Origin of the sequence: Leptolyngbya sp. Cla-17, assembly GCF_016807185.1 — a bacterium.
In the GTDB taxonomy this organism is placed as follows: domain Bacteria; phylum Cyanobacteriota; class Cyanobacteriia; order Leptolyngbyales; family Leptolyngbyaceae; genus ULC077BIN1.
The window spans coordinates 99919-116887 of sequence record NZ_JAEVYN010000007.1 but is presented as its reverse complement, the minus strand read 5'-3'; the positions used below and the strand labels follow the sequence as shown (position 1 = coordinate 116887).

The following is a 16969-nucleotide window of genomic DNA, read 5'->3' as shown; positions in this document are numbered from 1 at the left end:
TTTGTAGAAACCTATGAGAGTTGCGATCGTCAATGATTTAGTGATCGCTGTAGAAGCGTTACGACGGGTGATTGCTACTACACCAGGCTATGAACTGGCATGGATTGCCCACGATGGCGCAGAAGCCGTGGCTAAATGTCAGGCAGATACCCCCGATCTGATCCTGATGGATTTGCTGATGCCAGTGATGGATGGCATTGAGGCAACACGGCGCATCATGGCACAGTCTCCCTGTGCGATTCTATTGGTGACGGCTAGCGTCAATAGCCTGGCTCCGCAAGTGTTTGAGGCAATGGGCTACGGCGCGTTGGATGCAGTCAGAACCCCTGTTTTAGGTTTGAGTGGACAAACCGATGGCGGAGCAGGGCTGCTAGCCAAAATTGCGACGATCGCCAAACTAATTGGTAAATCACCCAGACAGCGATCGTACTCAACTCCGCCCCTGAAATCCCACCCGCAACTGCTCCCACCGTTAATCGTGATTGGCGCTTCAACGGGTGGACCTCAGGCACTCGCCAAGATTCTCTCGCAGTTTCCGGCAACCTTTCGGGCAGCAGTCGTGATTGTGCAGCATGTGGATGCTCAATTTGCGCCCAGCTTTGCCCACTGGCTAGATAGCCAAACGTTGTTACCTGTGCAGCTTGCAGGTTCAAACTGCAAGTTAGAACCTGGAAAAGTTTGGGTTGCGGGAACTGATCATCATCTCGTGATGCACCCCGATCTGACCCTGGGCTACACCTCAGAACCGCAAAACTGCTCTTACCACCCTTCGATCGATGTCTTTTTCAAAAGCGTCGCCACCCACTGGTTGCAGCCGGGCATTGGGATTTTGCTGACTGGAATGGGTAAAGACGGTGCAGCCGGATTAGCGAAACTACGCACTGCTGGTTGGCATACGATCGCCCAAGACCAGGCAAGCTCCATTGTCTACGGAATGCCGAAAGTCGCTGCTGAGTTGGGAGCAGCCGTGGACATTTTATCGGTTGGAGCGATCGCCCCAACTTGTATCAAACGGGCAAGATAAAAGATCGAGCTAAGTTTGAATTCCCCCCTCTAAAACCTCGCCAATCTCCTATGTTAATGCTGCTCTTCTGCTTAGAAAATGAACGATATGCTCTGGAGAGCAAACAGATTGTAGAAATTGTGCCCCTGGTTGAGATTAAGAAACTCCCCCATGCTCCTGACTATATTTCTGGTGTATTCAACTATCGGGGACAAATTGTACCGATCCTTGATCTGTGTCAGTTAATTCAGGGAAGACCCTGCCATACCCACCTCAGCACCCGGATTATCCTGGTTAATTATTTCCACACCCTAACTCCAGAAAAAGCAACCGCAGAGACAGCAGCCACAAATCTTCTACTGGAAAGCCAAAATCGGGCTGAAGTGACCTCAAAACAGCCGGTATCTATTTTGGGGTTAATGGCAGAGCAAGTGGTCGAAACCTTGAATAAACCAGAAGCAGAATTCGTTGACGCAGGCGTTTCTGTCAAAACAGCCCCTTATCTGGGAAAAATGATTATGGATGCACAAGGCATGATCCAGTGCGTCAGGATCGAGTATTTATTACCAGAGGCAGAGCGATCGACTCTCTTTGCAACTCATGACATACCTGGCAATTGAAGCACTGCTAAGGCAGAAAACAGGGTTAGATGCGCCGTTACTAGGGGCAGGTGCACTTGCTAGAGCTGTGCAATCTCGCCTTCAGGCTCAAAATTTGACCGATCTATCGGTCTATCTCAAGCAGCTACAGACTTCTAGCCAAGTGCTAGACGAACTGATTGAAGCGGTCATTGTTCCAGAAACCTGGTTTTTTCGCGATCGGGAACCCTTCATACTCCTGAGAAAGTATGTTGAGCATGAATGGTCACGAGTGAATCTTGGCAGATCTCTTAGAGTCCTGAGTGTGCCTTGCTCAACTGGAGAAGAGCCTTATTCGATGGCGATCGCTTTAATTGAGCTAGGTCTGTCTTCCCAGCAGTTTCAAATTGATGCAGTGGATATCAGCCGCCAGTCGCTCCAGTTTGCTCAACGGGCAATCTATGACAAAAATGCCCTGCGCGGCACCGATCTAGCCTTTCAGCAACGCTATTTTGAGCACACTACAGAGAGATACCATCTTTGTCAGTCAATTCATTCCACCGTTCGCTTCGCCCAGGGCAATTTAGTTGATCCAACATTTTTAGTAGGCAAACAACCCTACGACATCATTTTCTGCCGCAATCTTTTAATTTATTTTGACAATATTGCTAGAGAAAAAGCTATTCAAGCCTTAACTCAACTCCTTGCCCCAAAGGGATTGCTATTCGTGGGACATGCTGAAGCAGCGTTGCTTTCTTCTTTGCAGTTTACGTCTGTTCGCCATCCGTTTGCCTTTGCTTATCGCAAAGCCGAGGGTTCTCCTCGCGCTCCGATGGCTAACCGTCCTGTATCTTCGCAAGCTAAATCATCCCCAAAAACTGCTTTCCAACCTCATAAATTGAGCGATCGCCCGAACCTACCTGCCACCTGTAAAAGCCAGACATCGCCATCAAACCAGACCTCCAGAAACGACAAGCAACCCACCGACTTTCCCAAACAAGATGTGCTGAGTACAGCCAGAACATTAGCAAACCAAGGTCATTTGCAAGAAGCGATCCAGTCTTGTCAGGCATACCTCAACGAGAACCGTACTAGCGCCGAGGGTTATACCTTGCTGGGTCAAGCCCGTCAGGCAATGGGGCATGAGGAACAAGCTGAACAATGTTTTCAGAAGGCAATTTACCTGAAGCCCGAATGCGTTGAAGCTTTGCTGCACTTGGCTTTACTGAAAGAGCAGCAAGGAAATATCGCTGAGGCAACTGTGATTCGGCAAAGAATTCATCGCTTGATGTAAACGGAACTTACTCAGTCGTGCCCCTTGCCGCAGCCCTTGTTGAAACTTAGACAGGGCTTGCTGCACCGGGATGGTAGTGTTCTAGACCATACTCCTCACCCGATTGAAGCTCTTGGCTCAGGAATTTTTTTGCCTACAGCCTGTATAAAATTTGAGTGGTGGAGTTTGAAAGACTTTTGGGAATATTAGCTAGAGGCAATAATCAAAAGAGCTTTATAGCCAGCTTTTCAGTAGATCGGCATTTAAGAGAGGGAGAAGTTACGTGATGCTACAGGCTCCAAATCTGCCTGCTTCATTGTCAGTTGAGTTTGCTGCATCACCTTCTGAGGCTAAAGAGGTGTTCAAGAAGGTAGAAAGTGTGGTAGGCTTCCAATCCTCTCAAATAACAGTTTTGCTGATTGATGATCAGCTAATTATTAGTGAAGCTATCCGTCGGGCTTTAGCTTGCGAAAATGACATCACATTTCACTATTGCAGCGATCCGACTCAGGCGATTCAAACAGCGGTCAAAGTTGCTCCAACCGTTATCTTGCAAGATTTGATTATGCCGAGTGTCGATGGGTTAATGCTGTTGCGCTGGTTTCGCGCACATCCAGCCACCCAGAATATTCCTATTATTATGCTTTCAACTAAAGAGGAGCCCAATCTGAAAGCAGAAGCGTTTAGTCACGGTGCGAATGATTACTTAGTTAAAATTCCCGATCGCATCGAGTTAGTTGCTCGCATTCGCTATCACTCCAGAGCTTACAACAACCTCAAAGCACTCAATGTTGCCACTGCTACTGCCCAATACCAAACACAGCAGCTAGAACAAACGCTGCTGCAACTTCAGAAAACTCAGTCACAATTGATCCAGACCGAAAAGATGTCTAGCTTGGGTCAGTTAGTTGCCTGTGTGGCTCATGAAATTAATAATCCTGTCAACTTTATTCATGGCAATATCAACTGTGCTAGCGATTATTTGCAAAACCTATTAAATCTTGCGCAGCTTTGCCAACAACATGCTCCCGACTTAACTCCTGAGCTTCAGCAACAGATCGATGAGCTAGATCTGGATTTTTTGATCGAAGACTTGCCCAAGTTGCTGTCTTCCATGAAAGTTGGCACCGATCGCATTCGGCAGATCGTCTTGACATTACGCAATTTCTCACGACTCGACGAGGCAGAAATGAAGCCCGTCGATATTCATGAAGGTATTGATAGTACTCTGCTAATTCTTCAGAATCGACTGAAAGTAAAACCTGATGGTAGTGGGACTGAGCTGGTTAAAGAGTATGGCAACCTTCCCTTGGTGGAATGTTATGCTGGACAGCTTAATCAAGTGTTTATGAATATTCTCGGTAATGCGATCGATGCTCTAGAGAGCTACAACAGTGAGCGCTCTAAAGTAGACATCCAGACAAAACCGAGCACTATCACAATTCGCACAATGGTTAAAAGTGCTAATTCTATTGCTGTACAAATTGTCGATAATGGATCGGGTATGCCTGAAGAGGTTCAGAAACGCATTTTTGACCCTTTCTTCACCACTAAACGGGTTGGCAAAGGTACAGGACTTGGGCTTTCCATTAGCCACCAAATTGTGACGGAGAAGCATCACGGCTCAATTCAATGCAATTCTGAAATCGGACGGGGAACCGAGTTTTGGATCGAAATTCCGATCCGTCCAGTTAAGCCTCTGTCTAGTTGAGCATTACACGCTTCTGCTTGGATTTGCACGACTTTCAAGGCGAAAGCGTCGATCACCTAGTTGGGTTCCTTAACGCAAAGGTACGTAAAGCGACATGACCCTGCCAGGAAAAGCGCTAAGACCCACCGTTTACACGGGTTTCCTTTCCCCTTTTTGAGCTTGTGCTTTCAGGCTGTTTTTTGGGGGTGGGATGCCGACCGAATCCCGGAGCTTTTCATCGGAGAAGTCGTACTCGCCGAGCAGGTTGATATGCTCCCATGAGATGATGGCGTGGTTGGCGACGGCAGCCCGGATCTCTGCTGTGCGCTCGTCGGTGGCGGATTGGCTGAGGCGATGCTCAAGGACACGGTAAACTACCCGTTTGTCGGGGATGTCATCGATCACCTCAGAGTCGGGAGAACTGCTTTCTATCGCTATTTTCCGCCGGAGCGGATTCGGGAACTGCGAAAGCAGGACTGAATGTTGCATTACGCCATGTCGCTTTACGTACCTTTGCGTAAAAGAACCCTACATAGCCTCTTTTGATGTGGTTTCAATGGCTGAAAGCCCCATTCTCTCGTAGTACTTCTGCCACTCCCACAGAAGTGCTGTTGCTGAGCCTCGCTTCAATAGATTCTCTAAAACTCAATCCAAATAAGGCTTTCCAGCCTATCTTGCACTTTTTTAGTCGTATATCGGCTCAACCCCAAGAACGTTTGCAACAAAGCAGCGCACCACTCATCCGTGAGGTTTTATTTTTGCCGCTATTCAGGATAGCGTTACCCATTGCTCAACAAGCAATGGGTAACGCTATCCTAAAAGTTGTCTGCCTCTGAATGCTTCTGGCTTCAATTGTTCCCCCCAGATGTTCTACCAGCTTTTTTACTAGAGCTAACCCCAAACCAGTTCCCCCTTGCTGCCATCGATCAGCAGTGGCAACCCGGTAAAACTTCTCGAAAATACGAGGGAGTTCATCGGCAGAAATTTCTACCCCGGAGTTAGTGACGCTCAGTAGGAGGGTTGAAAGACGCATCACCGTACCCGATCCTTTGGATTGGTTAAAGGATGAAGATGGCTGTGAGAAGCGAGAAGATGGATCGACCTGAGCCGTTACGGTAATGGTTTCTCCGGGTGGGGTATATTTGCAGGCATTGTGCAGCAGTTCTGTGAGAATGCGGTTGATGGCGTCAAGGTCGGAACAAATTTGAGGGAGTAGGGCTGGTATTTCCACCTGTAACTGTTGCTGGCGAGCCTGAGTGCGTTCCTCAAAGGCATCGATTGAGGTGGGTAGCCACAGATTCAAGTCGATCCAATCCGTGATGCTGTCTTGAGCACCCGCTTCCAGTCGTTGTAAGTCCAGCAGGTCAGTGACTAGACTGATTTCTCGATCGCATTCACTGCCGAGAATTTGTAAATAATGGGTGGCTCTTTGGACTGTTTTATTCGATGGCGCGTCTGCTCCTATCTCTGCAAAGCTCGCCGCCTTGATTTGCTCAAGGGCAACTTCTAGCATTTGAATCGCCATCTTCATGTTCGTTACGGGCGATCGCAATTCATGGGAAACCGTGCTGAGAAAATCATCCTTAAGCTGGTGCAGGCTTTCTAGGGTTTCCACCTGGGTTTGAGCAGTTGCATACAATCTCGCTTGACGCAGAGCAATGGCACACTGGTTCGCAACCTGCTGCACTAACCGCACTTCTAGGTCTTCAAACATGGCCTCTTTGGGCTTAAATAGCCACAAATCTCCAATTACGCCCTGATCATCGGCGACAGGACAGGCAAGCATCGCGAATTGGTAGTCAGTTTCCCCAATTAATTGAGGTTGGGCACCGCACAGTTGAATGCTTTGATGTTGCAAGAGTTGTCGGTAAATCTCTGGATAATTCCCCATCTGCACAACCAAACCCTGATAGGAGGGCAAGGAAGTGGTGTATTCAAACGCAATGGTCGATGAGGTCAGTTCGGCGTTGTAAAGGCCGGCATTACAGCATTCAATCTGGAGGACATGAGCCAGTTCTTGAACCGCCGCTTGCAAAATCTGACTTTCGTCTAAGCTATCCCGAACTTTGTCGGTGATGCGTTTGAGGGCGGCTTCAAAATCGAGCGATCGCTGCAATTGTAGGGTCCGCTCTTGAACCTGGCGCTCTAATTTAGCGTTGAATTGTTGCACCTGATGATAGAGTTCGGATTGCTGAATGGCGATCGCCAACTGGGTAGAGAGTTGCTTCATCAGGTCAACTTCCAGAAGCGTCCATCGTCGTGGCTGCACACATTGATTGGCAAGGAGAAGCCCCCATAGGTTTTCCTCTTGCACAATCGGCACGACTAAGTTTGCTCTCACCCCTAAATCCGCTAAGAGATCAATGTGACACTGAGTCAGTCCCCCGGTATAAATATCCTCCAGGTTTTGAATCCGTCCTTGTCGGTATTGCTCGACAAAGCCTTGTTGGAAGCAGTGATCGATCAAGGGTTTTCCGATAATTGAGTGGTCGCTTTTGGACACAGACTCAACCACGACCACGCCACTCCAATCTGGCTCAAACCGATAAATCAGCACGCGATCAACTTGCAAAAGCTGGCGGATTTCTGTCACAGTGGTCTTGAGAATGGTGTCCAAGTCTAAGGACTGACGAATGCGTTGGGCGATCGCCGCGACCAATTGCGTTTGTTCTGCCTGTTGACGGAGCGACTCCTCAGCCCGCTGCCGCTCCCCAATTTCCCGTTGCAATTCCTCGGTGCGTTGCTGCACTCGTTGTTCCAGTGCCGCATTGAACCGGCGAATTTCTGCTTTGGCAGCCTGAAGCGCCAATTGATTCTCAATCCGAGCGAGGACCTCTTCAGTTTGGAAGGGCTTAGTGATGTAATCCGCCGCCCCTAAGGAAAACGCCCGCACTTTGTCCAGCGGTTCATCTAGAGCGCTGAGAAAAATAATCGGAATATTGCAGCTTTCTGGGGACGCTTTCAGCAGTTGACAGACCTCATAGCCATCCATATCTGGCATCCGGATATCCAGCAGAATCAAGTCGGGGGGAGCCGACTGCACCCCCATCAGTGCCATTGAGCCGTTAATCGCCTTACGCACCTCGTACCCCCGCTGGGACAGCGTTGCGTACAACAGATTCAGACTGTCCAAAGCATCATCAACAATCAAAATATTGCCTTTAGTTGCTGTGGACTGTTCACTATTCATGTCTGAACAACGGGTTGAGAGAGGTTGACGATCTTATCGAAGCGCACTCGATTGACCAAATCCGTCAGGGCAATGGCAATGGCAGCATGCTCCGGAGGAATCGCCGCAATCAGCGAGAAAACTTGCTTATCGTCGAGTTGCATAGCCGACTGATGGAGTTGAGCAATCCAGCTAGAAGGCATGACATGAAGCGAAGCCGGTGACAGGAGGACGGATGGACGAAGTCTAACCTCATTCTTCCCACTGTTCACGGTCCTCATGCCTTCGTTTTGGGTGTCTTCTTGATCTTTCTCTTCATAAAGATAACTGACTCCTAAATATTAGACTTAATCGGAAATAGAATAGGATGCGAAAAAGATAACGCAAGTCGAACGGAACCAGCGATGTTGAGCTATAGCAAAGTTCAAGGTAAGCCCTACGTGTTGCAAAGTCTCACGGGATTAAAGCCTGCGGAATTTGAGCAATTGCTGGAAAGCTTTGAGGTGGCATGGCAAGAATATATCGAACGGGAATACATTAAGCGACCTCGTGCCCGTCGCTATGGGGGAGGACGACACGCTGAGGTGTCCAGCAGTGCAGACAAACTGTTATTTATTTTGGTGTACTTCCGAGTGTATCCCACCCAAACGGTGCAAGGGTTTTTGTTTGGGATTGGACAAACCCAAGCCTGGGAATGGATTCACAAGTTGAGCCGAATATTGAATCAAGCATTGGGCTATGAGAAACAATTACCGGAGCGAGAACCCGCACGGCTAGAAGCGGTGTTAAGGGAGTGTCCCAGTTTGGAGTTCATCATCGACGGCACTGAGCGCCCGATGAATCGGCCAAAAGACCCAGAGCGCCAGCAGGATTATTACAGTGGCAAAAAGAAGCGTCATACGATGACCAACAATATCATCAGTGAGCGGGGGGGAAAGGTTGTGTTTTTAAGCGACACCTACTGTGGCAGTGTGCATGACAAAGCCATTTGTGACGGCGAGGAATACCAGTTTCCACCCGGCAGTACCTTGTGGCAAGACAGAGGGTTTCAAGGGTTTGCACCCCCTGGAGTGACGATTAGACAACCGAAGAAAAAGCCTCGAAACCAGCAGTTAAGCGACCAAGATAAACACCACAACCGGGAGATTTCCAGCGAACGAGTCGAAATAGAACATCAAATCAGTGGCATCAAACGCTGCAACATTGTGGCACACAAGTTTCGCAACCGAACTGGCTATTATGCGGATGATGTGATGGAAACTGCCTGCGGACTGCACAACTTTCGGCTCACTCATCGTCAACTCACCCATCCTCAACTCAAAACCGCCTAAGCTTAAAATTGCTAGAAGTACTCTCTTGTCGTGCTTTCTAGTGCTTCGCTATTTCCAATAATGTCTATTGAGCTATCTTCTCAAAGACGATGTCTTCCCAGACAGGCTTCCTCACAAAATCGTCGCAGCCTGCGGCCAAGACAATTGCCCGCTCTTCATCAAGGACACTGGCTGTGATGGCAATAATTACCGTTGCCTGACCTTGCAACTGGGCTTTAATGTACCGGGTCGCTTCATAGCCATCCATCACGGGCATTCGCATATCCATCCAAATCAGATGAGGTTGCCACGCTTCCCAGAGGGCGACTGCCTGCTGTCCATTTTCAGCATCGCGGACTTCAAACCCGATCGGTTCCAGAAATCTAAGCAACAATTGGCGATTCACCCAACGATCATCGACCACCAGAATGCGGTATTTCGGTTGGCCGGGAGCAAGCCCAATTACCCGTCGAAGGGGCTGTTGTCCCGCAATCTCCGCGGGATTCCCCAGTCCGACATTAATCTCAAAGGCAAAGGTGGCACCCCGACCTAGCACACTGTTAGCTGTGATATCCCCACCCATTAAGCGCACAAATTGTCGGCTAATGGCTAGTCCCAATCCCGTTCCCTGTTGAGATTTCCGTCCTATTTCCGTTTGGGAAAAAGCCTCAAACAACTGATTCATTTCATGAGCAGCAATCCCAGGTCCAGTGTCTTCAACTTCAAGGTAGAGGGTGAGGGGATGGAAAGACAGGGGAATGGGGAGGAGGGAGGAGGAGGGAGGAGGAGGGAGGAGGAGGGAGGAGGAGGGAGGAGGAGGGAGGAGGAGGGAGGAGGTAAATTTTTTGCCTCCTCACTTCTAATCCGCAACGTTACACATCCGGCTTGCGTAAACTTAATCGCGTTTCCTAGCAGATTGAGTAAAACTTGACGGAGTTTCCGCTCATCGGTTTGGACATATTGGGGCACATCTGGTGAGCACCTAAACACAAGTTGCAACCCTTTAGATTCAGCCCGGAGTTGCAGCATTTCTTCTAAGGAGTCAAGCAAGAGATAAAGATCAAAATTGGTCTCGTTCAGAATGACTCGACCGGCCTCGATCTTGGACATTTCTAACACATCGCTGACCAACTCTAGCAAATGCTCTCCGTTGCGCTGAATGATCGTTAGCTCTGAGGTTTCTGAGCTTGGAGGAGCGTTACGGGTCAGGAGTTGAGTAAAGCCGAGAATGGCATTCAAGGGAGTTCGTAATTCGTGGCTCATGTTGGCTAGAAATTGGCTTTTAGCCCGATTCGCAGCATCAGCCGTTTCTTTAGCGTTTTGCAGCTCCTGGAATTTTTGCGTCAGGGTGGAGGACATGACCTTAAAATTGCGGACGAGGGAGCCAATTTCCATGACCGAGCTACTGGGCCAGTCGATCGATTTTTGCTCGACTAATTGATTGGGTAGGTTTGTGGTTACCCGTGCTAACTGAGAGAGGGGACTGACCAATCTGCGAGTGAGTAGGGTTGCCAGTAGCAATGCTAATCCCGAAATGAACATCAAAATGCTCAGACTTCGGACGTGAAACCGCAGCACTTGGGAAACAGAGGGGGCAACAGGAACCTCGATCAGCAATTTCCAGGGGATCTGATTCTCTAAGGCAGTTTCCTGGACAAAGAAGGAATTACTCCACCGCACCATGAGCAATGAGCTGCCCGTTGTGGAGAACCATTGATAGGTATCTGGGGTGATCACCCGAATTTCGACTCCCTGCTGTGGGTCAAACGTTTGGGCGACTGCGCGACCGCTCTGAGTGCTAGTGATGATGGTGTTATTGCGATCGAGCAACGTAATTTGCAGCCCTTTCTTGGTGTAAGTTTTGAAGAGATGCTCAATTCGATTTAAGTTAATCTCACTGATGACGAACCCCAACAGGCGGTCTTCTTTGACCACAGGAGTACTCAAAATTACCCCAGCCGTTGATATGTTGCTCGATTGTGTCCATAAACCCGACAGGGTTGGTTGACGGGTATTACGAATCGCTTCAAAGTAGGGAATACCCGCCAGTCTGACGCCTGTAGCGGCTTTTGCTGGCCGATCGAATGCAGAAGAAACAGCACTGACTTGACCGGTAGGGGTAACAACGTAGAGGGTGTGAAAATCTAGAAATGCTCGTTGGGTAAGTTCTGTGCTTTGCTCCAATTGAACCGTCTGGGTCAGGTTGGACTGAGCCGCAACTTGGGCTAACGCTCCTGTGGCGTGTAACAGTTGTTCGTGCCATGCATCAATCTGTGCCCCCAATTCGATTGATGCTGACCTGAGTTCTTCCTGAGCCGTGATTTCAATGTTGCCAACCACACGATGGCTGTCCAGTGCCATGAGCATCAAGGTGGGAAAGAAAACGAAGGCAACCAGCAGGTTAAATAAGGTTTGTTGCAGAGAGAGGGAACTGATTCCCTGAGGGCGATTAAACCAGCGATGAATGGGGAGATAGATCAGAAGCAGGCTGGCAACTAGGGCATTAAAGATGCCATTGACAGCCTGCTTCAGCATGATGATGGTGGTCTGGGTGGAATCGTGATCCAGGACATGATGATAGAACAGCCAGACTAGGGGCATCCCAATACATATCCAATAGATGCCGTCTAGCAGAACGAGGTTTTGGCGGGAGCGACGGAATAACCAACTAACAAATAAGGCTTCGCAGGTGAAGATGATAATGGCATAGGGATGCTTCCAGAGGAAGTAGGTGTAACTGCTAGCCAGAATCACGGCGGAAATACACCAGCGCTGCCCATAGAGACCCAGTACCAGCCAGACGGCGATCGTCCCAAATAGAAAGTCGAGATGGAAGAAGAATGACCAGCGGAAATAATTCCCCAACCACCCAACGATGATGAGCAGAATTAGCCCTAAAGCAGCTCTGCTGCGCGTATTCCACTGGGTTCCCTGCCATAGTTGGTGATTGAATTCCATGACCTTTGTCTCCCGTGGCTAAGGTGTTCTAAGACAGCCTTAAATTTCCTCCTCTAAAGTTCCTCTTATGGCGGTTCCCGCCTAATAAGGGGGAAAGCCTCGAAGTAGGGGTATTATCTCAAAATTCCGTTTATCCGTAACTCAATTGAATGATAAACACTATATCTATCTAAAGAATGAAGGTCACTAGTATAAAAAGCAAAGCTACTTTACTTTCCTTAAAGGAGCACAATAGATTAGAACTTACGCATTGGCAGAATTGCTGAGATGTGGATTAAATGTCAGCTAACTGTGCCAGTTGGTCTTGAATGCATGAGGCGAAGAGGGGATTGAATAAGTTACGTTTCACCTCATACCATTTAAGAATAGCTCCTGCGACTCGTTTGCACTCCAGTTGAACAAACGCTCTCAAGGCACTAAAGATGTGCGTCTGGATGGCATCGCGATCTTTGACGTGAAACCGCTCGATATTGCATACCTGTTTCACGGCACTATAAAACTGTTCAATGCCCCAATGCTAGTCATGCAGACGCTTGAACTGTACTCTATTTGTCATCCTCTTCCCGCCTCACCATGGCCCCCTTGATCGCGTGTTATCTTCGGGTCTCTTCTCGCACCCAGAAAACGGATAGCCAGAAAGCCGAAATTGAGCAATGGCTAATTCGCCACGGGCACGATCTAGCATCCGTGCAGTGGTTTGAAGATAAGGAATCTGGCAAAACTTTGAAGCGACCTGCATTTCATTAGATCTCAACTTCTGACCTTTGACACAATCTAATTTACAATCCCGAAGAATTCTATCGCTGCCTCGCCTTCGTTGAGTTAAAGCGGAATCTCAATCACAAATTCTGTTCCTTCTCCCAGGGTAGAGTGACAATGCAGTTTGCCGAGATGGTTCTCTGCCACAATTTGGTGGCTGATCGATAAGCCCAAGCCTGTGCCTTTGCCCACTGGTTTTGTTGTGAAGAAAGGCTGAAACAGGCGCGATCGCGTGTCCTCAGCCATGCCTGACCCATTATCGACAATGTGAATGCCCACCCACTGTTGATTAATCACTTCAGTCCAGATGCGAATTGTACTGGGATCGGTTTTGATTGTTTCAACGGTGCGGCATTGATCCCGCTCATCCAGAGCATCGATCGCATTGCTCAAAATGTTCATGAATACTTGGTTTAATTGCCCTGGATAGCACTTCACGGCAGGTAAGTCGCTATAGTCTTTGTAAATCTTGATCTCCAGGCGATCCGGCGTGGCTTTCAGCCGATGTCCCAGGATCATCAGCGTACTGTCAATACCCTCATGGATGTTAAAGTCGCTGGTTTGCCCTGTATCGCCTCGCGAAAACGATCGCAGACTGGTGCTAATGGTGCGAATGCGGTTTACACCCTCCTTCATTGAGGAAAGCAACTTAGGTAAATCTTCCCGTACGTACTCCAGGTCAACGGCTGCAATGGCTGCTTCCATTTCAGCATCAGCATCAGGCAACTTCTGTTGATACAGATCTATCAGACCAAATAAGTCCCTGACATATTCCAGAGCAGGGGCTAAGTTACCCGCAATGAATCCGACCGGATTGTTAATTTCATGGGCAACTCCAGCAACCATTTCTCCCAAAGCAGACATCTTTTCACGCTGTACTAGGTGTAGTTGAGATTGTTGAATTTGGGCAAGAGCCGATGACAATTCCTCCGTACGTTGAGTCACCTGGTGTTCCAGCGTCTCGTTTAACTGTTGGAGTTCTTGGTTGAGATTCCTGACGCGGAGATGAGCGTTGACACGAGCCAGCACTTCTTCCTGCTGTAAGGGTTTGGTAAGGTAATCTACCGCGCCCAGCTTAAATCCCTGAACTTTATTTGTGGTGTCGGATAAAGCGGTCATGAAAATGACCGGGATATCTTTTGTGGAGTCAGAAGCTTTCAGACGACGGCAAGTCTCAAAACCATCAATACCGGGCATCATTACGTCTAACAAAATTATGTCTGGACTGATGACCTGGAGCTTTTCCAGGGCACTCTCTCCCGTCTGCGCCAACAGGACACGGAAACCCGCGTCTTTTAAGACATCAAACAAAACTTTGGCATTGGTTGGGGTATCATCCACAACCAGAATTAAGCTCTGGGGTGGGATTGTCATTGTTCGAGCTCCGCGTAGGGTTTAACTAATTTGAGAATGGCTTGCTCGTTCATGTCTTGTGCCAACTGCACAATTTTCGTAGCAAATGCCTGGTAGTCAGGGTGCAATGCCTGAATGCGTTGGGCTTCCTCTTCCACTGCCCAGATGTCACCAATACGAGCACTGGCATACAGGGCTGCTAGTTCTGCGGGCTTAGGCACAAGCCACTGCGACTCCAGTTCAGGAACGGTTGCTCTGGATGCAGCGGGTGTTGGGCTATCAGAATCGTAGATCCAGGAAAGCGTCAGATAACATCCCAATTGTTCTAGCAGTTCCTCAACCTGGATAGGCTTGGGTAGAAAATCGGTGCAGCCTGCTTCCTGGCTTTCCTGACGATCCATTTTGAAGACACTGGCAGAGGAGGCGATGATCGGCACATGCTGGAATTGGGGCAGCGATCGCAGCTTCCGCACCATCTTAAAGCCGTCCATCACCGGCATGGCAATGTCGGTAATGATCAGATCGAGGTGCTGCGTCATTGCTTGCTCTATCCCTTCTTGCCCATGACTGGCTTCAATTATTTCAAAGCCGAGGGGTTGTAGGAGGTTGACCAAGACTGAGCGATTTTCCCAACGGTCATCGACAACTAGGAGCGATCGCCGTTCCCCTTCGTAGCCTGTGATATGCAGTGCAGAATGGCTGGCTTGGGACTCAATCCAGTTTTCCGCTTCTGCCAGGTCTACCTCAAACCAGAACGTGCTTCCCTGCCCAGTGATGCTTTCTACCTGAATCTGGCTGTCCATAAGTTGCACAATTTGTTGCGTAATCGCCAGTCCTAAGCCCGTCCCTTCTGCCATCCGATGCTTTTCACCGACCTGCTCAAAGGGGGTAAAAATTTTCTCAATTTGCTCAGCAGTCATCCCTACACCCGTGTCTTCAACTTGAAACCGAATTCGGGTAGTGGCAGGTTGGGCAGATGGACGCAACCCATGATTCCCTGGCTCTGCATCTGGCTTTGCATCTGGCTTTGCTATGCTGCTGCTGTCTAACAGCACACCGACTTTGAAGGTGACACCCCCGCGATCGGTGAACTTAATCGCATTGCCCATCAGGTTGAGCAAAATCTGACGTAGCCGCTTTTCGTCTGCGTGAACGGCTGCCGGCAGCTTATTCAGTGGCTCATAGGTAAAGGTGATTTCCTTTTGTTCTGCTTTCACGCGACAGATATCGACAATGCTATGGAGAAAGGTCGCGAAGTCAAAATCGTGGGAATTTAGCTCTAGTTTGCGAGCTTCAATTTTTGATAGGTCGAGGATATCATTGATCAAGTTGAGCAGATGATCCCCACATTGCTGAATGATGCTTAAGCCATCCTTTTGTTTGGGGTTGGCTGTTTTGTCGCGCAGCAGAATTTGGGCATAGCCCAGGATGCCATTCAGGGGCGTGCGGAGTTCGTGGCTCATGTTTGCCAAAAATTCACTCTTTGCCCGGTTGGCGGTGTCTGCGACTTCTTTGGCAACGTTCAATTCGGCGGTGCGTTGCTCAACCCGTGTTTCCAGTTCTTCAAAGGAACCTTTGAGTTGCTTTGCCATCTGGTTGAAGGATTGTCCCAGCACTTCGAGTTCCCGGATTCCTTTTGCATCGACAGACTGATCGAGTTTGCCAGCGGCGATCGCTCGTGAAGCTGCACCCAGGCGAGACATCGGGGCACTGATCCAGCGGGAGGTGAGGACGCTGACTCCACTGGCAACTCCGAGCGCCAGTAAGCACAGAAGGATTGTATTTTGCGTATTTTGATTAATTTGCGCCATAAAGTCTGATTCTGGCACTGCTGCCACAATCAACCAATCAATCCCATTGCCAAAAGATAGCGGGGTCACCTGTAAAAATTGCCGCTTGCCATCAATGAAAAACTCAAGTTGTTGGGCTTGCTCAATTTTGCTTAGGTCAGCAAATTGTTGATTGAGATGACTGGCAGCAGCGCGAATCAATGGACTGGTACTGTTGACTGCCTTGAGTCGCTCAACCTTGTCATTGTTGAGGGTGAAGGGATCTTTGGCATCCGATGTGCCAACCAGCTCTCCACTGCGCTCAATAATAAACATCTGTCCAGATTCGCTCAACTTCAACCCATTGAGAAATTGGCTCACCTGCCGCAGGTTAAAAATGACTCCTGATACTGCCAGCAACTCCTGGTTTTTGTCATAAATGGGACGAGCCACATTGACAGCAAGGGTTTTATCGGCTGATCGGCTGACCGAGGTGTAAATATTGCTCCAGGCAGCGCCACGCGCGGCTACGGCTGCCTTATACCAGGCTCGTTGCCGCCCATCAATCGGTTTATCTCCTAGGGACGTATCAACGACTTGCTGCTCTAAATTAACCTGATTACTCCGCCACCGTCGTCCCAGGGGAATATCGGTATACTCAATGAAATAGATGTCTTCCCCCGCCTTAGTGCGCCGCTGAACCGCAAAAAGATCGCCGCTCGTGTTCCCAATGCCTAACCCACTGATGACGCTCGTACTTCTCAGATGGTCCCAATACACTGCTTGCGGCGAGCGCACATTCCGTAAATCTGCCCCTTCTCGCCGCAGAGCATTCACTGCCAACTGGTTCACAGTATCGGCTGTTGCCAAACTGTGGCGCACTTCACTATCAATTCGGTTGGTGACTTCGCGCCGGAGTTGGCTTGCGACGTCGTTGACTGCTCGTTGTCCGTTGCGGATTGACAGCCAACCCGTTAACCCCACGGCAACCGAAATCTGCACAATAAACGGTACGATCAGCACCAATCGTAAAGGAAGACCGCTGGAACGCTGAGTCTTTGGAGCATCCATAAAATCTATCGTTAGATTGCAGCTGACACACCAAGC

At 49.0% G+C, this 16969-nt stretch carries 14 protein-coding genes; 6 read left to right on the top strand and 8 right to left on the bottom strand.

Annotated elements, in window-relative coordinates; all coding sequences use genetic code 11:
- The first annotated feature begins 13 nt into the window (after positions 1-13).
- The 4 genes from JOY44_RS29710 (at position 14) to JOY44_RS29695 (ending at position 4565) form a co-directional block, all read left to right on the top strand.
- The gene (locus JOY44_RS29710) at positions 14-1024 is read left to right on the top strand and encodes a chemotaxis response regulator protein-glutamate methylesterase (RefSeq protein WP_171576984.1); all 1011 of its coding nucleotides are present in this window, start codon (positions 14-16) and stop codon (positions 1022-1024) included.
- Positions 1025-1074: 50 nt separating this feature from the next.
- On the top strand, positions 1075-1623 hold the full coding sequence (locus tag JOY44_RS29705) for a chemotaxis protein CheW (protein ID WP_171576983.1): 549 nt from the start codon (positions 1075-1077) through the stop codon (positions 1621-1623).
- The gene (locus JOY44_RS29700) at positions 1604-2875 is read left to right on the top strand and encodes a CheR family methyltransferase (RefSeq protein ID WP_171576982.1); all 1272 of its coding nucleotides are present in this window, start codon (positions 1604-1606) and stop codon (positions 2873-2875) included. The genes JOY44_RS29705 and JOY44_RS29700 overlap by 20 nt, the downstream gene beginning before the upstream one ends.
- Positions 2876-3140: 265 nt before the next feature.
- Positions 3141-4565 carry an ATP-binding protein gene (locus tag JOY44_RS29695; protein WP_171576980.1) on the top strand — a complete coding sequence of 475 codons (1425 nt, stop codon included), beginning with the start codon at positions 3141-3143 and terminating at the stop codon, positions 4563-4565.
- A gap of 129 nt (positions 4566-4694) precedes the next feature.
- Here the strand turns inward: JOY44_RS29695 and JOY44_RS29690 are convergent, their stop codons facing one another.
- The 3 genes from JOY44_RS29690 to JOY44_RS29680 all read right to left on the bottom strand — a co-directional run bounded on the left by JOY44_RS29690 (position 4695) and on the right by JOY44_RS29680 (position 7985).
- Complete coding sequence (locus tag JOY44_RS29690; protein WP_171576979.1) at positions 4695-5033, bottom strand: hypothetical protein; 339 nt, start codon at positions 5031-5033, stop codon at positions 4695-4697.
- 301 nt (positions 5034-5334) lie between these two features.
- A complete protein-coding gene (locus JOY44_RS29685; RefSeq protein WP_171576978.1) occupies positions 5335-7734 on the bottom strand; it encodes a GAF domain-containing protein in 2400 nt (799 codons plus the stop codon).
- Positions 7731-7985, bottom strand: a complete 255-nt coding sequence (locus tag JOY44_RS29680; RefSeq protein ID WP_171576977.1) for a hypothetical protein — start codon at positions 7983-7985, stop codon at positions 7731-7733. The genes JOY44_RS29685 and JOY44_RS29680 overlap by 4 nt, the downstream gene beginning before the upstream one ends.
- Before the next feature lie 132 nt (positions 7986-8117).
- Between JOY44_RS29680 and JOY44_RS29675 the strand changes: the two genes are divergently transcribed.
- Positions 8118-9044 carry a transposase family protein gene (locus JOY44_RS29675; protein ID WP_197985628.1) on the top strand — a complete coding sequence of 309 codons (927 nt, stop codon included), beginning with the start codon at positions 8118-8120 and terminating at the stop codon, positions 9042-9044.
- 64 nt (positions 9045-9108) lie between these two features.
- Here JOY44_RS29675 and JOY44_RS32690 read toward each other — a convergent pair whose 3' ends face one another.
- The 3 genes from JOY44_RS32690 to JOY44_RS29660 form a co-directional block, all read right to left on the bottom strand.
- Positions 9109-9708 (bottom strand): response regulator, encoded by a 600-nt coding sequence (locus JOY44_RS32690; protein WP_171576976.1) that lies wholly within the window; start codon positions 9706-9708, stop codon positions 9109-9111.
- On the bottom strand, positions 9705-11981 hold the full coding sequence (locus tag JOY44_RS32685; protein ID WP_171576975.1) for a cache domain-containing protein: 2277 nt from the start codon (positions 11979-11981) through the stop codon (positions 9705-9707). The genes JOY44_RS32690 and JOY44_RS32685 overlap by 4 nt, the downstream gene beginning before the upstream one ends.
- A gap of 274 nt (positions 11982-12255) precedes the next feature.
- Complete coding sequence (locus JOY44_RS29660) at positions 12256-12468, bottom strand: hypothetical protein (protein WP_171576974.1); 213 nt, start codon at positions 12466-12468, stop codon at positions 12256-12258.
- A gap of 62 nt (positions 12469-12530) precedes the next feature.
- Between JOY44_RS29660 and JOY44_RS29655 the strand changes: the two genes are divergently transcribed.
- Positions 12531-12728 (top strand): recombinase family protein, encoded by a 198-nt coding sequence (locus tag JOY44_RS29655; RefSeq protein WP_171576973.1) that lies wholly within the window; start codon positions 12531-12533, stop codon positions 12726-12728.
- Positions 12729-12803: 75 nt separating this feature from the next.
- Here JOY44_RS29655 and JOY44_RS29650 read toward each other — a convergent pair whose 3' ends face one another.
- Both JOY44_RS29650 and JOY44_RS29645 read right to left on the bottom strand, forming a co-directional pair.
- Complete coding sequence (locus JOY44_RS29650) at positions 12804-14114, bottom strand: sensor histidine kinase (protein ID WP_171576972.1); 1311 nt, start codon at positions 14112-14114, stop codon at positions 12804-12806.
- Positions 14111-16933, bottom strand: coding sequence for a hybrid sensor histidine kinase/response regulator (locus JOY44_RS29645; protein ID WP_171576971.1), 2823 nt, complete (start codon positions 16931-16933; stop codon positions 14111-14113). The genes JOY44_RS29650 and JOY44_RS29645 overlap by 4 nt, the downstream gene beginning before the upstream one ends.
- Positions 16934-16969: the final 36 nt, after the last annotated feature.